The organism is Pseudomonas triticicola (genome assembly GCF_019145375.1).
In the GTDB taxonomy this organism is placed as follows: Bacteria; Pseudomonadota; Gammaproteobacteria; order Pseudomonadales; family Pseudomonadaceae; genus Aquipseudomonas; species Aquipseudomonas triticicola.
The window spans coordinates 1975893-1994218 of sequence record NZ_JAHSTX010000001.1 but is presented as its reverse complement, the minus strand read 5'-3'; the positions used below and the strand labels follow the sequence as shown (position 1 = coordinate 1994218).

At 61.0% G+C, this 18326-nt stretch carries 17 protein-coding genes; 13 read left to right on the top strand and 4 right to left on the bottom strand.

Annotated elements, in window-relative coordinates; translation table 11 throughout:
• Positions 1–40: 40 nt before the first annotated feature.
• The 3 genes from msrA to KVG85_RS08850 all read right to left on the bottom strand — a co-directional run bounded on the left by msrA (position 41) and on the right by KVG85_RS08850 (position 3821).
• The gene (msrA, locus tag KVG85_RS08860; RefSeq protein WP_217863608.1) at positions 41–547 is read right to left on the bottom strand and encodes a peptide-methionine (S)-S-oxide reductase MsrA; all 507 of its coding nucleotides are present in this window, start codon (positions 545–547) and stop codon (positions 41–43) included.
• Between the two features lie 125 nt (positions 548–672).
• The gene (sseB, locus tag KVG85_RS08855; protein WP_225926654.1) at positions 673–1458 is read right to left on the bottom strand and encodes an enhanced serine sensitivity protein SseB; all 786 of its coding nucleotides are present in this window, start codon (positions 1456–1458) and stop codon (positions 673–675) included.
• Between the two features lie 236 nt (positions 1459–1694).
• On the bottom strand, positions 1695–3821 hold the full coding sequence (locus tag KVG85_RS08850) for a TonB-dependent receptor family protein (protein WP_217863607.1): 2127 nt from the start codon (positions 3819–3821) through the stop codon (positions 1695–1697).
• Between the two features lie 189 nt (positions 3822–4010).
• Between KVG85_RS08850 and ppk2 the strand changes: the two genes are divergently transcribed.
• Positions 4011–4826, top strand: coding sequence for a polyphosphate kinase 2 (ppk2, locus tag KVG85_RS08845; RefSeq protein WP_217863606.1), 816 nt, complete (start codon positions 4011–4013; stop codon positions 4824–4826).
• 43 nt (positions 4827–4869) lie between these two features.
• On the opposite strand, the gene KVG85_RS08840 is transcribed toward ppk2, so the two are convergent.
• On the bottom strand, positions 4870–5769 hold the full coding sequence (locus KVG85_RS08840; RefSeq protein ID WP_217863605.1) for a LysR family transcriptional regulator: 900 nt from the start codon (positions 5767–5769) through the stop codon (positions 4870–4872).
• Between the two features lie 95 nt (positions 5770–5864).
• Between KVG85_RS08840 and KVG85_RS08835 the strand changes: the two genes are divergently transcribed.
• The 12 genes from KVG85_RS08835 (at position 5865) to cydB (ending at position 18323) form a co-directional block, all read left to right on the top strand.
• Entirely contained in the window at positions 5865–7088 is a 1224-nt protein-coding gene (locus tag KVG85_RS08835) for an MFS transporter (protein ID WP_217863604.1), read from the top strand.
• Between the two features lie 2 nt (positions 7089–7090).
• Positions 7091–7954, top strand: coding sequence for a hypothetical protein (locus KVG85_RS08830; protein WP_367615319.1), 864 nt, complete (start codon positions 7091–7093; stop codon positions 7952–7954).
• 111 nt (positions 7955–8065) lie between these two features.
• Positions 8066–9307, top strand: a complete 1242-nt coding sequence (locus tag KVG85_RS08825) for an ATP-grasp domain-containing protein (RefSeq protein WP_217863602.1) — start codon at positions 8066–8068, stop codon at positions 9305–9307.
• A gap of 86 nt (positions 9308–9393) precedes the next feature.
• A complete protein-coding gene (locus tag KVG85_RS08820) occupies positions 9394–10446 on the top strand; it encodes an AbrB family transcriptional regulator (protein WP_217863601.1) in 1053 nt (350 codons plus the stop codon).
• A gap of 38 nt (positions 10447–10484) precedes the next feature.
• Positions 10485–11492, top strand: a complete 1008-nt coding sequence (gene dmpG, locus KVG85_RS08815) for a 4-hydroxy-2-oxovalerate aldolase (RefSeq protein ID WP_217863600.1) — start codon at positions 10485–10487, stop codon at positions 11490–11492.
• Between the two features lie 14 nt (positions 11493–11506).
• Positions 11507–12385 carry an acetaldehyde dehydrogenase (acetylating) gene (locus tag KVG85_RS08810; RefSeq protein ID WP_217863599.1) on the top strand — a complete coding sequence of 293 codons (879 nt, stop codon included), beginning with the start codon at positions 11507–11509 and terminating at the stop codon, positions 12383–12385.
• A gap of 17 nt (positions 12386–12402) precedes the next feature.
• Complete coding sequence (locus KVG85_RS08805) at positions 12403–13590, top strand: aminotransferase class I/II-fold pyridoxal phosphate-dependent enzyme (RefSeq protein WP_217863598.1); 1188 nt, start codon at positions 12403–12405, stop codon at positions 13588–13590.
• A 50-nt stretch (positions 13591–13640) separates the two neighbouring features.
• On the top strand, positions 13641–15164 hold the full coding sequence (locus tag KVG85_RS08800; RefSeq protein ID WP_217863597.1) for an FAD/NAD(P)-binding protein: 1524 nt from the start codon (positions 13641–13643) through the stop codon (positions 15162–15164).
• A gap of 139 nt (positions 15165–15303) precedes the next feature.
• Positions 15304–15519: a hypothetical protein gene (locus tag KVG85_RS08795; protein WP_217863596.1), complete on the top strand. Its 216-nt coding sequence runs from the start codon at positions 15304–15306 to the stop codon at positions 15517–15519.
• A 23-nt stretch (positions 15520–15542) separates the two neighbouring features.
• On the top strand, positions 15543–15932 hold the full coding sequence (locus KVG85_RS08790) for a VOC family protein (protein ID WP_217863595.1): 390 nt from the start codon (positions 15543–15545) through the stop codon (positions 15930–15932).
• Between the two features lie 3 nt (positions 15933–15935).
• Positions 15936–17309, top strand: a complete 1374-nt coding sequence (locus KVG85_RS08785; RefSeq protein WP_217863594.1) for a cytochrome ubiquinol oxidase subunit I — start codon at positions 15936–15938, stop codon at positions 17307–17309.
• A gap of 12 nt (positions 17310–17321) precedes the next feature.
• Positions 17322–18323, top strand: a complete 1002-nt coding sequence (gene cydB, locus KVG85_RS08780; protein ID WP_217863593.1) for a cytochrome d ubiquinol oxidase subunit II — start codon at positions 17322–17324, stop codon at positions 18321–18323.
• Positions 18324–18326: the final 3 nt, after the last annotated feature.

Here is an 18326-nt window from a genome sequence, read left to right as displayed (position 1 = left end):
GGCGGTGGCGAAGCACTGAAGCCCCGCCGATTCCGTCTCTTCAACCGCGCTTCGGCAATTTCCAGTTCGGTCGGATGAAGTGGCAGGTGTAGCCGTTCGGAATCCGCTCCAAGTAATCCTGATGCTCGGGTTCCGCTTCCCAGAACGGCCCCGCCGGTTCGATTTCCGTAACCACTCGGCCCGGCCACAATTTCGATGCGTCGACATCGGCGGCGGTGTCCTCAGCGACGGCGCGCTGCTCGTCGTTCAGGTAGTAGATCGCCGAGCGGTAGCTCGGGCCAAGATCGTTGCCCTGACGGTTAGGCGTGCTCGGGTCGTGGATCTGGAAGAAGAACTCAAGGATCTGCCGGTAGCTGATCACGGCCGGATCAAACTCGATCTCGATGGCTTCGGCGTGGTTGCCGTGGTTGCGATAGGTCGCATTCGGCACATCGCCGCCGGTATAGCCGACGCGGGTTTTCAGCACACCCGGATAGCGGCGCAATAAATCCTGCATGCCCCAGAAGCAGCCGCCGGCGAGAATGGCAGTTTCGGTTTCAGTGGTCATGGTGTGTGCTTCCTCTCGAGACGATGTGGGGATACCACTGTTATGAGGGCGGGTTGAGAGAATCCAAGGTTACGCTCATCAGAATCGATCACTGGCCTGCTGATCAAGCGGCCTGCAGGCGACTGTCAACCAAAGCCAAAGAACGAACGCAGCTTGCTCGGTGCCTTGCGTTCGTAGAATGGCTTGGTTTCCTTGAGGAAGTAATCACTCAGCCCGGCTTGTCCCGTCAGCACGCGGCAAAAATCAACTGGTCCGCCATCGGGGGCTGTGTCCCCAGCGACATTGCCGGCTTCGCGCATGACCTGTTCGATATCGCCATCCGCTTCGATGCCCACGATCAGGTGCGGCTTTTCATCAACCGAGGCGTCGTGCATCAGCGCCAGGAACGCGCGTTTCACATTGGCGTGTTTGGCCAGCAATTGCGAGAGCGAATGGACCATCGTCGATGGGTAGTCCGAAGGCTGTCCAAGCAAGACGTTGGTTTCTTTTTCGACGGTACGCTGCGTGGCGGGCCGGCCGATTTCGCCTGAGAGCAGGCGTTGCACTTCATCCGGAAGAAATTCCTTGCCGTACGGCGACTTCGGATTCAGAAAGAGCAGCGCGCCCAGCGTGATTTCGAACAATGATCGGGCCGGTATCTCCACATAGCTCTGTTCGCTGTCGATGGATTGTTGCAGCGTCGGCAGTGAGGAGAAGAACGGAATGACCGGCGTGCCATCGGGCTTCTGCCAATGGGCGATGCTGATGTTGCTGCCGGCTTCGAGATTGACATGGCCTTGCGCCGCACCGGCGGTGCCGAGGATGTAGACGGTCGAGTCCAGTAGGGTTCGATAGAACTCAGGGCGATGCGCGGGTTCGTCCGCGGCCAGCCGGAGTGATGTTTCCAATGGGTTTTCTTGGGAAGTATCCATGAGACTAATCCGTTATTTTCTATGGAGAATGATGGTTGTCTGATCAGTCGAGGAGACGTGCTGTCACGATGATTCTCGTCCAGAGATTTGAATCCTGCGCCCTTCTAACCAGCACCACAAAGCCAACTGTGGGAGCGAGCCTGCTCGCGAAGGCGTCGTGTCAGTCGAATAATTCACGACTGGTACACCGTTTTCGCGAGCAGGCTCGCTCCCACATTTGAATCTCGCGTTGGGTCTTATAGCAAACTCCACGAAACCCCAACATAAACCCCCATCCCTTCACCCGGAGTCGACCGCGCAGCATCCAGACCTTTGTCGTCATACCCCGGCGTGACCGTTGCCGCATAACGCTTGCCGGTCAGGTTGCGCATGTCGACCCAGCCTTGCCAGTCGCCCTTCGGCGCGTTGTAGCCCAGCGTGGCGCCGAACAGGGCGTAAGGGTCGGCGTAGTAGCTGTTGGCGTAGTCCACGGCAACTTTGGACACCAATTGTGTGTTCACGGCGGCGAAGAAACCCTGCGGCCAGTCGTAACGCAGTTCGCCCTGGTAATAATGCATCGGCAGGCCCGGCAGGCGGTTGTCGCCGAAGCGTTCGTCGTCGCGGTAGTGGAAGTCGCTGAAGGTGTAGGCCTGGCGCAAGCTCAGCTGGCGGCCGTCGGCGGCGGTCCAGAGTTTGCTGTTGAGGCTGGCCTCGATGCCCTGGTGCACGGTCGGGCTGGCGTTGAGTTCGTAGGGCGTGACGGCGTTGGCGTCCGGCAGCACCGAGAGCAGTTCGTGACGAACTTGCGCGTAGTACCAGGCCAGGCTCCATTCGCCCAAATGGCTGTCGCCACGGCCGCCAAGTTCCAGAGTGGTTGCGGTCTGGTTTTGCAGTTCGACCGGGTCGCGCTGGGTGCCGGTGGCGGCGCCATTGCCGGCAGGGAAGCGCACGTTGGAGCTGTAGATCAGCGACCACGGGTGCGGCGCTTCGACGGAGCGGCTGAGGTTGCCGAACACTTGCACGTCTGGGGTGATCTGGTAGCGCAGGCCGATGCGCGGAGCATAGTCCCAATCACTGAGGCTGGTCTTGCCGCCACCCTGCGGATAGGTCACGGCGCTTTCGCGGCGGGTGTAGATGGCGGCAAGGCCGGTGGTCAGCCAGAGGTCGTCGGCAATTTCCAGGTCATTGCCGAAATGCAGCACGGTGTCCGAACCCTGATAAGTGAAATTGCGCATCCGCGTGCCCGGGGCATAGCTGGCGGTGTTGCCACTCGGGATGCGCACGAACTCGCTGGCGCCGTCGTTGGGCAGGTGCTTGGTCACGCGCAGGCCGACATTGCTGCGGCTTTCCATGCCGAACAGGGTGTCGCGGCGCTTGTAGTCGAAGGTGCCGCTGACGTCGGTGTATGCCACCTTCAGCCGGTTCGGGCCTTCGCGCAAATCCATCGGGTAGTCGTGGTAGGCGAGGCCGGTCTGGATGCTCGAATCGTCATCGAGATAGAACGTGGTCTTGTTGCCGATGAAGGTACTGCCGGGCTGCTTGCGGCTGTCATCGCGAGCCACATACGCCGGGTTGGCTGCCCGTGGGCTGTGTTCGATGGAATGCTTGGTCACGCGACCGGCGAGGTCGTTTTCGGTTTCGCGATAGCGGAAGTAGAAGCGGGTTTCCAGATTCGGGTTGAAGCGATAGCCGAAGTTGGCGATCAGGCCTTTGCTCTCGCTGGCGGTGTGGTCCTGATAGCCGTCGGCATTGGCACCGGTCAGGGACACGTAGTAATCGAAATCTCCCAGGACTTGCCCGGAGCTGACCTGGCGCTGCTGATAGCCATGGCTGCCAGTGGCGTAGCGCACTTGCAGCTTTGGCGCGGTGTAACCGGTGTGGCTGACGTAATCGATAGCGCCGCCCAGCGCCAGCGCGCCGCGATCAAAGCCATTGGCGCCGCGCAGCACTTCGACATGGTCGACCCACAGCGGCTCGAGCAATTCATATGGTGTGCCGCCCGGGCCGGTCAGTGGCAGGCCATCCAGCATCGTGTACAGCCCCGAGGCGTGGGCACCGGGTGCGCGGTTGATGCCTGAACCACGGATGGAAATCTTTACGCCTTCGTTGCCCGCCGACTGGGCATACACCCCCGGCTGATAGGCGAGCACATCCTGATTGCTAGCAACGCGGCCCTGCAACGGCTGGCGCAGGTCGACCACGTTGGTGCCGCCGGGCACCTGTTCGAGGCGTGTTCCGGCCTCTTCCACCGCTGCATCGGTGCCGCTGCGCTCGTCCGCCGAAATCAGCACTTGCCCCAGCTCCAGTCCCTGGGTCTCGGCCATTGCCGGGCAGGCCAGGGCCAGACCGAGCAGGGCAGTGGGCAATGATTTGGGCGACGGCATCGAAAAACTCCAGCAAACAGGGGATCGGGCAATGAACAGTGCGACGTCGGAACAAACGCAGGAAACACATGGCGATCCGGCTTTTTTGCCCGGCAATGGCAAACAATCGGGCGTGAACTAACCTCACGGATCAGGGCCATCGGGTCAATAAACAATTTCAGCGGGCTGTTGAAGCGCGAGGACAGGTTCATGGCGAAAGACAAGAAGAAACCTGCAAAGGCAATTGAACGTCCGCGCTTGAAAAACAAGGACTATCTCGAACAGCTGCGCAAGCTCCACGTTGAGCTGGTCAAGCTGCAGGAGTGGGTCATCGCCAAAGGTGTCAAGGTGTGTATTGTTTTCGAAGGGCGCGACGGTGCGGGCAAGGGCGGGGTGATCAAGGCGATCACGGAGCGCGTCAGCCCACGGGTGTTCCGGGTGATGGCATTGCCAGCGCCAACCGATCGCGAAAAGAGCCAGATGCATGTGCAGCGCTACCTACCGCATCTGCCGGCAGGCGGTGAGGTGGTGATTTTCGACCGCAGTTGGTACAACCGCGCCGGCGTCGAACGGGTCATGGGCTTCTGCACGGAAGAACAGGCCGACAAGTTTCTCAAGTCGATCCCTTGGGTGGAGAACGCCATCGTCGATTCGGGGGTGATCCTGCTCAAGTACTGGCTTGAGGTCAGTCCAGAGGAACAGACCCGCCGGCTCGAAGCGCGAATCAATGACGGGCGCAAGATCTGGAAACTGACACCAATGGATCTGAAATCCTACAGTCGCTGGTATGACTACTCACGGGCGCGGGACGAGATGTTCAGGCATACCGATACCGATTGGGCGCCGTGGAGGGTCGCCGACTCCAATGACAAACGTCGCGCGCGGCTGAACATCATCACGGACTTGCTCAGTCGCATTCCCTATGAAGAGGTCAAGCGCGACAAGGTCGAGTTGCCGAAACGACAGAAGCCGGGCAAGTACAAAGAACCGGATTATCCGTACAAGCGTGTCGCGGAAAAATTCTGAGGATTGCTGTGCAGACCTTCCACCGCGCAGGCGCAGGCGTTATTCAGTTGGTGCGCAAGGTCTGCTCGATCACGTCGACAAATGCCTTGACCAGCGGGCTGCGCTCGCGTTTTCGCGTCAATACCAGTAACGGCGCCGTGGCGCTGGGTTCGGCCAGCGGTCGATAAGTCACGCCGCGTTTGACCAGGGCCTGTGTGCATTGCGGCACAACCGCAACGCCCCGGCCAGCGGCGACCAGTGCAATGATCGAGGTGATCTGTTTGCCACTCGGCCCCGATCGCGGCACCAGATCGTTGCGCCGGTACAGCGCGGCGATGATGTCGTTCAAGGCTGAGCCGTAGTCGGTCGGGAAGGCGATCAAAGGAAAGGCGCTCAACTCGGCCAGAGTTACATGGCTCAGCTCGGCGAGGGCACTGTCACTGGGTACGGCGGCCATCAATGGCTCGTTGTCCAGGCAGATGACCTGAATGTCCGGGTTCGCATCCGCCGGGCGCATGCGGCTCATGCCAATGTCCAGGCGCCCTTCAACGATTTGCGCGCATTGCGTGCTCGAAGCGCCTTCTTCCACGGTCAACTGCACGTCGGGATACGACGAGCAAAAGGTCTGGATGGTCTGGCTGAAAATATCCGAAAGTGCGATCGAACTGGCATAACCCACGGCCAGATGCCCGGCCGAGCCGGATGCCAGTTTGCTGGTGATGGCTGCTGTCAGGTCGACTTGCTCCAGCACGGCCCGCGCATACGGCAGAAAGTGTCGACCCTCGGACGTCAGCGTGACGTTGCGCGTGCTGCGGTCGAACAAGCGAAAGCCCAGTTCTGTTTCCAGCGCTGAAATCTGCCGGGTCAGCGGCGGCTGGGCGATGTGCAGACGCACCGCGGCGCGGCCGAAATGCAATTCGTCGCTGACGACGAGAAAATAACGCAAACGGCGCAGATCGATCATGTTCATCCCTGGGTATCAATCGGTCAGAAATCGGTATTGGATCCTTCAGACAGCCCATCTTATAAAAGTGTTTGAAATTATTACGAACATTTCTTATGAGCCTTCGCCTGTTTTGTCCTCGGGTCGCCCTGTTTCTGGCGGGATGCGCGGCCTTTATCAACCTTTATGCAACGCAGGGGCTGCTTGATCCGCTTGCCTCGGCGTTCGACGTGTCTGCCCGGCAGGCCAGTTGGAGCATCACCGTCACCACGCTGGCGGTGGCCGTTGCCGCGTTGTTTGTCGGCCGGCTCACCGTGCGAGCCGAGCAGCACCGGGTCATCGCGCTGGCCGCGATCTCGTTGGCGCTGCCAGCGTTACTGGCGGCGTGGGCGAGCAGTTTTGCTGAATTTCTGCTCTGGCGGGCGGTTCAGGGCCTGCTGATACCCGTCGTGTTTGCCACCAGCATTGCCTACATCGGCGTGCGCTGGAGAGACGGCGCAGTGACCGAAGTGACCAGTGTCTACGTGGCCGGCACCGTGCTCGGCGGATTCTGCGGGCGGTTTCTCACCGGATGGGTCACCGAGTTTGCCGACTGGCGCCTCGCGCTGGCGATGCTGGCAAGTCTGAGCCTGATTCTCGGGCTGGCCATTGCCTGGTTTTTGCCGCGCAATCCGCGCGCCACGGTTCAGTTGCCGGCGGACCGTCGGGGTTGGCATGCCGAACGTTTCAGCACACCGTTGCTGGCCGCCTATGCCGTGGGGTTTTGTGTGCTGTTTGCGCAGATTGCGACATTCACCTACGTCGGCCTGCACCTGAGTCGCGCGCCGTTTTCCCTGAGCACCGGCGCCCTCGGGGCGATTTATTCGGTGTTCCTGCTGGCGCTGGTGGTGGTGCCGATTGCCGGGCGTCTGGGCAAGGCGCGGCCGCGCAGCGAATTGATCACAGCCGCAGCGTGCCTGGGAATCACCGGCTCACTGCTGACATTGACGTCCCCGCTGTGGCTGATCATTGCCGGCCTGGCGCTGAGTTCTACCGGAGTGTTCCTTGCTCAGGCCGCCGCCAACGCATTTATCACCGCCCATGCTCGCTTGGACAAGGCCGGCGCCGTGGGCCTGTATCTGACCAGCTATTACCTGGGCGGCAGTTTTGGTGCTTTTGTGCCGGGCACGCTCTGGGAGATTGGCGGCTGGCCAGCGTGCATTGCACTGATCATGACGTTCCAGATTTTGCCGCTGCTGGTGATTCGTCGCGGCTGGAAGGTTCCTGCATTGCCGGTCATGGCCGGCGCTTCTGCGCTCAAAGCGCTTGATTCATCATCCAACAAGGAAAATGTCAGATGACCGTGAGTAACCTGCTGACGCTGCAAAGCCCGTTATTGTCCGTCATTGAACCCGTGCTCGGCGACATGCCCACCGGTGTTCTGCAGCAAGCGTTGGTAGAGGCGTTTCGCAGTCAGGAGGCAGAGCTGGTCGACATCGAGCGCTCCTTCCAGACCCTGACTTCGCGCCACCATGCTGCTGCCCCGCTGCGCACGTTCTTCGGCAGTTGGTCGAAAACCAACAACTCGGCCGCCAGCGTGTCTGGCCTCGCCAGTCGCATCACTTTGCTGGCGCGCTCGGAACAGCACAGCGAAGCGGCGGATCGTCTGTACCGCGTGTGCGGCAGCCTGCAACGCATCACCGACGAGGATCTCGGCGCGTTGGGCAACACCCTGCACTCCGAGCTGTTCTACAACATGGCCACACCGATCTGTGGTGATGACCAATGGCTGTTGAAAGAGAACTGCCTGCCTTCGGCGCAGTCCTTCAAAGACTGGACCGACGCCCGGCGCCTGCGTGACCGAGATCTGCTGCAAGGTTTGCTCACGACTCTGGTGCATGAGGTGTACACCCATGGCGAGGTGGAATTCATTCACCCGTTGTTCACGCAGTGGTTCGAGCGTGACATGGGCGTGCCGGCCGCCAAGGTCAGATCGACGGTCGCCTGGGTCACCGTGCACACCGGCGGCACCGAAAGTAATCACTTTGCTCACGCGGTCGCCGCGGTTGAAGCCTTTGTCGAAGCGATGGGCATCAGCGTTGTGGAGTCCGCCGCGCAGGAAATTTTCGTCGAGTACCTTCAGCGCAAGGCTGAGGTCATGCGTGAATGCGAGAAAATCCTCGATCAGGCGACCAACAGCATGGAACAGGTATCAATAAGGACGTAATCGGTATTGGCCAGAATCACCGCTTCTGTTCAAGATAACCCAGCTTTGCACCTGTCCCGCCACGGTGGGGCAGGCGCTCTATGAACCATGCAAGATCGCAAGGAAGCCCGTATGCAGCTCATCGTGTTTTGCCCGCCGAAAATTATTCTCCAGCACCGCGCCGAAGACTGGTCGGTTGCGCTTGGCCGTGAAGGCGTCCTGTTGAGTTGTGCCTCTCGCGCGCAGGAAATCGCGGCGCATCTGGGCGACACAGTGCGCTATCAGCTGTTCGACAACTTCAATGACAACGCGCTGGTCGAAATCGACGTCTATGAAATCGCCCGCGAACTGCACGCACCGTTGTGCGTGGCGCTGGCGGAAATTGATGTATTGCGCGTAGCGCGTATCAATGACCGGCTCGGGATCAGCGTCGGTGCGCAAGAGCGTGCGATGTTCTACCGGGACAAATTCCTGATGAAACAGCGCACCCGCGAGTGCGGCTTTGCCATCGCCGAAATGGCCACCATCAGCAACGCCACCGAGGCGGTACGGTTCAGCGATCTGCACGGTTTTCCGGTGGTGATCAAACCGCGCGACGGGCGCGGTTCCAACGGCGTCGTGGTGTTACGCGACATGGCGCGAATGCGCGATTGGCTGCTCGGCCAGACCTCGACCACGTTCCACAATCTGATGATTGAAAAGTACGTGCGCGGCAGTCATTACATCGTCAATGGCCTGTACATCGAGGGCCGGCCGATTCTGGTGTCGCCGGTACGTGTGATGACCTCGGCGCTGGATTTTCTCGGCGGCAAATCCCATGACTTGCACATGCTCGATGCGCACAATCCGATGCGTGATCGCCTGGTCGACTATGCGCGTGCGCTGGTTGAACGGGTTCTGCCATCCGAACCGACGATGCTGTTTCACCTGGAGCTGTTCGTCGATGAAAACGACGAGATCGTGCTCTGCGAAATCGCCTCGCGCCTGGGCGGAGTGTTTTTCAATCAGGAGATCACCCACGCCTGGGGCATCGACCCGCGCATGGCTTTTCTGCGCGCGCTCCACGATCCGGCCTACCGGCCTGAACCGATGACCGAGCCGCTGCGCATGGTCGGGCATATCAGCATTCCGCCGCGTGTCGGTCTGCTGCGCGATGTGCCCCGGGATTGCCCGCTTGGAGGCGTGCTGGAATACCGCATCTCGGCGGAAAAAATGACCTCCTACAGCAACATGAAATTCACCAATTCCGAAATCCTCAACGCCATTGTGGCGGGCCAGAACGAGGCCGAGTTGCGCGACATGCTGTATCAGGTCGAGCAGTGGTTCCACGACAGTTGTGACTGGGCCGCCATCGAGACCGCTGCGGCGCACTAGCTCTTGCCCATGTCCTGACGACATCAAACAGCGTTGACTTCCGTCGCTGGACGGGATGCTCACGCCTTCAGAAAAGTGGATAGCCCATGAACAAGCTGATTGAAAGCCTTATTCCGATTCCGGTGGCAGCGTTCGGCGCCTGGCTCGGTTACCTGACCGGGTTTCCGCTCGGCGACCTGATCGGCGCCATTTGCGCAGTCACTGCGCTGAGCAAGCTGGGGGTGCGCATGCGCATGCCGTATCCCTTCGTGGCCACTGTGCAACTGCTGCTGGGGATCAGTGTCGGTTCGATTGTCACCGCGTCGATGATGCGGGAGTTGACCGACTTCAGCATTCTGGTCGGCCTGCTGATTTGCATGACCACGCAGATCTTCGTCGGCTACAACTGGCTGCGGCGCATGGAAAAGTGGGGGCACATCGAAAGCCTGCTGGGCTCGATTCCTGGCGCAATGGCGGCGGTGATGACGGTGTCGGGCGAGCAGGGGCCCGCCTCGGGACGCATCGCTTTTGTGCACATCGTGCGCCTGCTTGCGCTGCTGGCCGTGGTCACGATCATTGCCGGTGGCCATGCCGATAGCGTGGCACCGGCGCTGGGCACACTGGATAACTGGCTGAGCGTGATACCGCCGGCCATTGCCGCGGTGCTCGCCGGCTATCTGCTGGAACGTTTCGATGTCCCGGCGCCGTACATGCTGACCGGCTTGCTGTGCACCGCCGCTGTCAATGTCGGTTTTCCCGAGGCCAATCTGCATGTGCCCGATCCGTTCGCGGTGATCGCGCTGATCCTGCTGGGCGGGCTGATCGGTATTCGCCTCAAGGACATCACTTTCAAAGATGTCGTGCGTTATATCCGCGCCGGGCTGGTGGTCACTGCGCTGACCTTCTGCACCACGCTGCTGGTCGCGTTCGTGATGAGCAAACTGACCGGCAAACCGTTTCTGACCCTGTTCATGTCATGGGTGCCGGGCGGCGTCGAGGTGATGACCGCAGCCGCATTGCTGCTCAAGCTCGACCCGGCGTTCGTGATGCTCAACCACGTGGTGCGCATGTCGATCATCCACGTTTCGCCGGTGTTTCTGCCCAAGCGCCTGTTCCAGGAACAGCCCGCGCCTTTGCCCCAGCCTCAGACCGAGCCGTAATCGCCACCACCCTTCGAATACACAAGGATTTGATCTCGATGAGTATTGCCATTCACGACCCAACGCTGCGCGACGGAAATCACGCGGTCTCCCATTCGTTGAGCCTGGAAGACATCGCCGCTTACTGTCGCGCGGTCGATGGCTGCGGCCTGAGCGTGGTCGAAGTCGGCCATGGCAACGGCCTCGGCGCATCCTCGCTGCAACTGGGACTGGCGCGCCACAGCGACGTGCAGATGCTGGAAACCGCGCGCGCCAACCTCACGCACACTCGGCTGGGCGTGCACATGATTCCGGGGTTTTCGCGGCTGAGCGACATCGACACCGCGCTGAGCATCGGCGTCGAGGTGTTGCGCATTGCCTCGCACTGCACCGAGGCGAGCGTCACCGAGAGTTATATCGAGCACGCGCGCAGTAAAGGTGCGTTCGTCCATGGGGTGTTGATGATGACCCACATGGCCAGCGCGTCGACCTTGCTCGAAGAGGCTTTGAAACAGCAACGCTACGGCGCCAATGCCTTGGTGCTGATGGACTCGGCCGGACATTTCGACCCCGACAGCACCCGCGAGAAAATCGCTCTGCTGGTCCGCGAGCTCGACATTCCCGTGGGCTTTCACGGCCACAACAACCTCGGGCTGGCCATCGCCAACTCGCTGGCGGCGGCGCAGGCCGGCGCGACGATCATTGATGGCTGCATGCGCGGCTTCGGTGCGGGCGCCGGCAACACTCAGCTGGAAGTGCTCTGCGCAGTGCTCGAACGCTATCAGTTCGACACGGGTGTGAATGTCTTCGACTTGTGTCGGGCGGTTGACGATCTCGCAGATTTCACTCCGGTGAAAACTCCGACCGTGGTCAAAACGGCCAACCTCATCAGCGGGCTTTATGGCGTCTGCAGTGGTTTTGAAAAACACGTGGCGCGGGCAGCGTCCGAGTTCCAGGTCGAGCCGCGCCGGATCTATGAGGAACTGGCTCGCTGCAACGCCGTGGCCGGCCAGGAAGATCTGATCATCTCGGTCGCCAGCCGTCTGTCTCAATCCGTCGTCGCCTGAATCCGGAGCTCCAAATGACTTTGAAAATCGCCATCATCGGCAGCGGCAATATCGGCTGCGACATTCTCTGCAAGGTACTGGCCCATCCGGAACTGGAGTGCACGGTGGTCGCCGGCCGCTCGTTGAGCTCTTCAGGCCTGGCCTTCGCCCGCGAACGCGGTGTGTCGACCACGGCGGACGGCATCGACGGACTGTTTGCGCGCATCAACGATTTCGACGTGGTGTTCGATGCGACTTCGGCCGCGGACCATGAAGCACATGCGCCGCGCCTGATCGAGGCCGGCAAAGCGATCATCAATCTGACCCCGGCGTCTCTGGGCGTACTCTGCGTGCCGTCACTCAATGGCGTAGCGCTGGCCGACGCCAACAACATCAACATGATCACCTGCGGCGGCCAGGCTTCGATTCCGCTCGCCGCCGCGATTGCCCGGGCCAATCCGGGTGTGCGCTATATCGAGGTGGTGTCCTCGATCAGTGCGCAAAGTGCCGGACCTGCCACGCGGCGCAACCTGAGCAACTACATCACCACCACGGAAAACGCTCTGAGCCATTTCACCGGGTGCAACAGCGTCAAAGCGATCCTCAATATCAACCCGGCCAAGCCCAACGTCTACATGCAGACCGCTGTGTCGGCGTTGATCGAACACGTCGATCTGCCCGCCACCCGGCGAGAGATCGAGCGTGCGGTGGCGCAGGTGCAATCGGCTGTACCGGGTTACCAGGTAATTGTCGATCTGCATTACAGCGAAGGGCGTCTGTTCACCATGGTGCGGGTCGAAGGGGCAGGGGATTTCCTCGATCCAAGTGCCGGCAACCTCGACATCATTACGGCGACGGCCACGCATATGGCTGTGCTCATGGCGCGTGGCCGTGTGGCCGAATGCGCAGCCTGACCCAAGGAGATCTGTCCATGCCCGGTCTTTCACCAGATCTGGAGTTCGCACGGTTTTGCCCGATCCTCGGGGTGGTGCAAAAAGTTCGCGAGATGTCACGGCCGGTCATCGACCTGGGCGTCGGCGTACCGGGTTTTCTGCCCGCGGCGCATATCATCGAGGCGGCCGTCAAAGCCGCCGGCGAACACAGCGGCGGATACGGTTCGAGCCAGGGCGATGCGGCATTGCTCGCGGCGTACAAGGGCTATTTGCACCGGCAGGGTTTTGACTTTTACGCTGAGACCAACCTGGTCGCCGGCCTCGGTGCCAAGCATCTGCTGTTCAGTGTGTTGCGCGCGATCATTTGTCCCGGCGACCATATCCTCGTCGCCAGCCCTTGCTGGCCGACCTATTTCGACATTGCCGAGCTGGTCGGCGCCGGCGTGGTCGATGTGGCCTGCACCGCGCAGACCGGCTTCAAGATGACCGCGCAAGTCCTCGAAGAAGCGCTGTCGGACTCGGTGCGCGTGGTGCTGCTCAACTCGCCGGGCAACCCGACCGGCGCGGTGTATACGGCGCAGGAGTTGGGCGCGCTGGCCGAAGTGCTGCGTGAGAAAGACGTCTGGATCATCTCCGACGATGTTTATCAGCGCTTCGTCTATGACATGCCGACGTGCCCGAGCCTGCTGTCGGTCGCTCCGGACTTGAGGGACCGGATCATCAAGATCGACAGTGTTTCGAAAATGTATGGCATGCCCGGCTGGCGCGTCGGTTTGATGGCGGCGGATGAACGGGTTGCGGCGGCCGTGACCACCCTCAACTCGAATTCGATTTCCAACCTGCCACCGATTCCAGCAGCGGCCGCGGCGGCGGCGTTCAACGGCGACCAGGCTTTTTCCCTGGCGGCAAGAGAGCGGCTGGCGCAGCAGCGGCAGACACTGCTGACGATTTTGCAAGGCACGCCGCATCTGAACTTTTGCGTGCCGGCGGGAGCGTTCTATCTGTTCATGGACATCCGCCCGGCGCTGGGCAAGTCGCTGCGCGGCAAGCTGATCAGCGATGACGAAACGTTCTGTACGCTGTTGCTGGAGGAGTACGGCGTGGCGCTGATCCCCGGCAGTTTCTTCGGCGCTGCGGGGCACGTGCGACTGTCGTACTCCGGCGATACCGAGCAGGTGAAAACCGGGGCATTGCGCCTCAAGGAATGCCTCACAGCCATCGCTTGAAGCGCTTGGCTGCAACGTAAGGATGCGGTTCCAGACAAGGAAATATCTTGATGAAGCATGCTTTTGCAATCGTCGGCTGCGGCGCGACGGCTATCGCCTTCCTGCAGCGTCATCTCGATCGCGTGGCCGAACGCAGCGCGCCAGCGGGGACGGTGTACCTTTTCGAGAAACGCGAAGCGTTCGGTCATGGCGCCGCTTACGAGGCGGACCTGCCGAGCAATATCCTCAATACCAAAACTGCGTACATCTCGCCGTATCCGCACCTGCCGGGGCATTTCCTGCAATGGCTGCTGGCATATCCCGCCGCCTGGCGCCCGGCCTTTGCCGGCTTCGAACCAGAAGCGGACAGTTTTGCGCCCCGTGCCTTGTTTGGCCTGTACCTGAAAGACCAGGTACGCAAGCTCGTCCTGCGCGGCGCGTCATTGGGCTGTCAGATTGTGCTGATCAATGCCGAGGTCTGCGCCATCGATTTCATCGACGGCAGTGAAACCGTGCGCACCCGTTGTGGCGTCAGCATCGCTACGCAGAAGGTCTTTCTGTTCTGTGGCCCTCTGGGCGGGAAAAAGGACCCGGAGCGTTGCGACGAGCGTGTGCTGACAACGCCTTATCCGGTCTCCCGTTTGCTCGAAACGATTGCTCCCCACGAGCGCGTGGCTGTGATCGGTGCGCGGCTCAGCGCTATCGATACGGTCATTGCCTTGATCGAGGGCGGTCATCGCGGGCCGATTCGCATGCATTCGCGCAGCGGCTATTTTCCAGTGGTGCGAGGCACCCAGGAGCGTGTCGAACTCAGGCACCTGACGCGTGAGGGCGTGCGCGCGCTGGTTGCGCAACACGGGCCATTGCAGATCAGTGATCTGGTCGCGCTGTTTCGCAAGGAACTGGCCGCCCATGATCCGGCGTCGAGCAGCGCGGTGATCCCTTTGCCAGCGCCGCCGACGGATATCGTCAGTTTTATCGAGCACGAGATCCAGGTTTCGCAGGCGCCGCGGCTGTGGCAGGCGATCCTCTACGCCACCAACGGCTTCGTCGAGCATCTCTGGCAGGCGCTGGACGACACTGCACAAGCCCGCTTCATGAGCGAGTACTTCAGCTTTTTCATGGCGTATCGGGTTTCCATCCCGACGGAAAACGCGCGCAAGATCCTCGCTTATCTACGCAGCGGCCAACTGGAGTTTGTCAGCGGAGCGTTCGCCGCGCCCCAACCGGTTGACTCCCAAGGGCTGATTCTGCGTGGGGCAGGCTGGGAACATGCCTACGATCGGCTGATCCATGCCACGGGTTTTCCCAGGGATGCGCACAGGCTGGATTCAGCCTTGCTGACGTCGCTGATCGGCAGCGGTGCGGCCACACCTCATCCGATGGGCGGGATCTGCGTTGACCCTGACAACTACTGCCTGATCGGCCGTACCGGCGCTGCCCGACAGATCCATGCCGTGGGCGAACTCACGGTCGGGCAGTTTTTCTTCACCTCAGCGCTGGAAATCAATGGTCGACATGCGTTCTGCTGCGCGGATGCGATTGAATGGGCAGAACATGCGCAGCGCACCGAGCGCGTCGAGGAGCATGTGTGACGGCGCCAACCGACCCTTGCCGCTGACGCATGCGCTGATGTCGACATGCCGTTCCGGTGAGGACAACTCCATCCGTCGTCTGACCTGAACCTCTGTCGCGCTGATTTTTCTACCGGGTAAGTCCTCAGGAGATACCCGTATGTTCGATCAGCAAAAAAAGGCATCACTGGCGGCATGGCGCAAAATGGCGGAGCAGACCGAGGCCGATCTGGATCCCGAACAGCAGTACGACGAACTGCTCAAAGCTGCAGATCTGATGGAGGAGCAAGGCCTGATCACCAGTGCCGAATGGCGCCAGTTGGTGCGTGACGCCGGCAACGTTTTCACCCTGAACGAGGAACAGCCACAGCGCTGACAGCTGCCATCGGAGGACATCCCATGCTCAGTTATCTGTTTATCGGCGCCAACGATGTCGAGCGTTCGGCGGTTTTCTACAAGGCGATCCTGACACCGCTTGGCTACCGGCATGATCGCGAGGAACACTATTGTTTTTACCTGCCCGATTGCGCCGACAAGTCCAACGGCCCCGGCAGTGTGCACATTTCAAAGCCTTTCAATGACCAGCCGGCAACTCCGGGCAACGGCATGATGCCGGCGTTCCGCGCCGACTCGCGGCACAAGGTTGATCAGGTGCACAAGGCCGGGCTCGACCATGGCGGTAGCGACGAAGGCGCGCCTGGCACTCGCGAGGCCTATACGCCGGACTTTTACGTGGCCTATCTGCGCGATCCCGAAGGCAACAAGCTTGCTGTGTTCTACAGCGGCTGATGGATGGAGCCTGTTGATTCCGCCCTGATGGCGGCCCGCGCCCAGTTCGCGATCACGATCAGCTTTCACATCGTGCTGGCGGCGTTCAGCATCGGTCTGGCGCATTTCCTCATGGTGCTGGAAGCGTCGTGGTTGAGGACCGGGCGTCAGGTTTATCTGGATGTCTATCGCTACTGGCTCAAGGTGTTTGCTCTCAATGTCGCGGTGGGCACGGCGTCGGGGTTGATTCTGGAGTATCAGTTCGGCCTGAACTGGTCGCGGCTGTCGGTGCAGGCCGGTGATGTCCTCGGCCCGTTGATGTTCTATGAGGTGATGGCAGCGTTTTTCATCGAAGCGGGTTTTCTCGGCATCATGCTCTTCGGTCTGAAAAAGGTCGGTCCGCGCCTGCATTTTTTCGCCACTTGCGCGGTGGCGGTGGGCTCGCTGATCAGCGCGTTCTGGATTCTTTCTGCCAACTCGTGGATGCAGACCCCCGCCGGCTATTCGATTGGCGCCGACGGGCGTTTCCTCGCCGAGGATTGGTGGGCGATCATCTTCAATCCCTCGTTTCCCTATCGCTTGGCGCATATGTTGCTCGCCGTGTTCATCGGCAGCGCGACGCTGATTGCCGGGATCAGCGCCTGGCAATTGCGCCAGGCCCGGGAAAACCCGCGCGCTCGCCTGCAATTTTCCATGGCGCTGTGGGTGATTGCGCTGCTGATGCCGGTGCAGATTGTTGTCGGCGATCTGCATGGCCGGCACAGTTTGCACGCCCAGCCGCAGAAAGTGGCGGCCATCGAAGGCTCATGGACGCGCCCGCCAGAAGGCGCGGGGGAGCCACTGCGGCTGTTCGCATGGCCGGATATGCAAGAGCGCCGCAACCACTGGGAAGTGGCGATTCCGCGCATTGGTTCCCTGTACCTGCAGCATGACCTGACCAGCACCATCGCCGCGCTTGATGAGTTCCCGCCTGAGGACATCCCGCCCGTGCCGCCGGTGTTTTTCGCGTTCCGACTGATGGTCGGGCTGGGGCTGTTGATGCTTGGGCAGGGTGTGGTCAGCCTGATCCTGCGCCGACGTAATCGCCTGTACACGGCGCGTCGCTGGCTGGGCGCGTGCGTGCTGCTGGCGCCGGCCGGGTTCCTGGCGATGCTCAGCGGCTGGGTCGTCACCGAAGTGGGGCGACAGCCGTTTACGGTTTACGGATTGATGCGCACGGCGGACAGTCTGTCATCAGTGTCCAGGGCTCAAGTGGTCGGGTCGACGTGGCTGATTCTGCTGTTCTATCTGCTGATTTTCGCCATTGGCCTTTGGGTATTGCTGCGTCTGTTGCGCGAACCGCCGCAGCAGGATCAACCGGGGCCGCAGCCAACCCTGGCCGACGAAACCGGGCACTGAGGAGGCGCAGACATGGACACGGACTGGCTGACTCTGTTGTGCGCCGCCGCGCTGGCGTTCTCGGTGATGAACTACGTGGTGCTCGACGGCACCGATCTGGGCGTCGGCATGCTTATGGGGCTGACTTCCTGCAGCCAGCAGCGCCGGACCATGGCGGTGACGATTCTGCCGGTGTGGGACGCCAACGAAACCTGGCTGGTGCTCGGCGGTGGTGGTTTGCTTGCGTTGTTTCCGCTGGCATACGCGATTCTGCTGCCGGCGCTGTACGTTCCTTTTATCGTGATGTTTTTGGCATTGATTGCGCGCGCCATGGCCTTGGAGTTTCGGGACTATGCGCCAAACGGACAGGGCAAGCGCATGGTCGACGGCGTGTTGTCAGTTGCGTCGCTGGTGAGCGGATTGGTTCAAGGCATGGTGCTTGGCACGTTGGTGCAGGGCGTTGCGCATCAGGGCGGTCAGTACCACGGCGATGGCCGCGACTGGCTGAATCCGTTCCCGGTGTCCTGTGGTTTTGTGCTGGTGCTCGGTTACGTCTGGCTGGGGACGTGCTGGTTGTACTGGCGCACCCGTGATGAACTGCAGCAGCACTCGGCGCGCGAGGCCCGCGTGCTGTCGCTGGTCGTTGTGGCGTTATTGCTGGTGCTGATCGCATGGACGGCGACGTTGCAGCCGCAATACGCCCGGCGGCTTGCCGATATTCGGCTGTGGTTGCCGGCAGGGCTCATCCTTGGTGCTCTAGGATGGGTATTCAGCAAAGGCTTTCACAGCCGCTTCGACTTCATCCCGCTGTTCGCCGCACTGGGCATTTTCGTCTTGGCTTTTGCGGTGATGCTGGTCGCGCTATTTCCTTTCATCATTCCGCCGGATCTGACCTTGAGCGAAGCAGCCTCAAGCCCGACCAGCCAGATCTTCATGCTGGTCGGATTCGCCGTGCTGATCCCCATCACGCTGGCCTACAACACCTTCGGTTTCCGCGTGTTCAGCGGCAAAGTGCGCGTTGCCAGCGATGGTTGAGAT

Bases quoted from the DNA above. Each gene is read 5' to 3' on its own strand.
- msrA (WP_217863608.1), bottom strand. From the start codon at position 547: ATGACCACTGAAACCGAAACTGCCATTCTCGCCGGCGGCTGCTTCTGG.
- sseB (WP_225926654.1), bottom strand. From the start codon at position 1,458: ATGGATACTTCCCAAGAAAACCCATTGGAAACATCACTCCGGCTGGCC.
- KVG85_RS08850 (WP_217863607.1), bottom strand. From the start codon at position 3,821: ATGCCGTCGCCCAAATCATTGCCCACTGCCCTGCTCGGTCTGGCCCTG.
- ppk2 (WP_217863606.1), top strand. From the start codon at position 4,011: ATGGCGAAAGACAAGAAGAAACCTGCAAAGGCAATTGAACGTCCGCGC.
- KVG85_RS08840 (WP_217863605.1), bottom strand. From the start codon at position 5,769: ATGATCGATCTGCGCCGTTTGCGTTATTTTCTCGTCGTCAGCGACGAA.
- KVG85_RS08835 (WP_217863604.1), top strand. From the start codon at position 5,865: ATGAGCCTTCGCCTGTTTTGTCCTCGGGTCGCCCTGTTTCTGGCGGGA.
- KVG85_RS08825 (WP_217863602.1), top strand. From the start codon at position 8,066: ATGCAGCTCATCGTGTTTTGCCCGCCGAAAATTATTCTCCAGCACCGC.
- KVG85_RS08820 (WP_217863601.1), top strand. From the start codon at position 9,394: ATGAACAAGCTGATTGAAAGCCTTATTCCGATTCCGGTGGCAGCGTTC.
- dmpG (WP_217863600.1), top strand. From the start codon at position 10,485: ATGAGTATTGCCATTCACGACCCAACGCTGCGCGACGGAAATCACGCG.
- KVG85_RS08810 (WP_217863599.1), top strand. From the start codon at position 11,507: ATGACTTTGAAAATCGCCATCATCGGCAGCGGCAATATCGGCTGCGAC.
- KVG85_RS08805 (WP_217863598.1), top strand. From the start codon at position 12,403: ATGCCCGGTCTTTCACCAGATCTGGAGTTCGCACGGTTTTGCCCGATC.
- KVG85_RS08800 (WP_217863597.1), top strand. From the start codon at position 13,641: ATGAAGCATGCTTTTGCAATCGTCGGCTGCGGCGCGACGGCTATCGCC.
- KVG85_RS08795 (WP_217863596.1), top strand. From the start codon at position 15,304: ATGTTCGATCAGCAAAAAAAGGCATCACTGGCGGCATGGCGCAAAATG.
- KVG85_RS08790 (WP_217863595.1), top strand. From the start codon at position 15,543: ATGCTCAGTTATCTGTTTATCGGCGCCAACGATGTCGAGCGTTCGGCG.
- KVG85_RS08785 (WP_217863594.1), top strand. From the start codon at position 15,936: ATGGAGCCTGTTGATTCCGCCCTGATGGCGGCCCGCGCCCAGTTCGCG.
- cydB (WP_217863593.1), top strand. From the start codon at position 17,322: ATGGACACGGACTGGCTGACTCTGTTGTGCGCCGCCGCGCTGGCGTTC.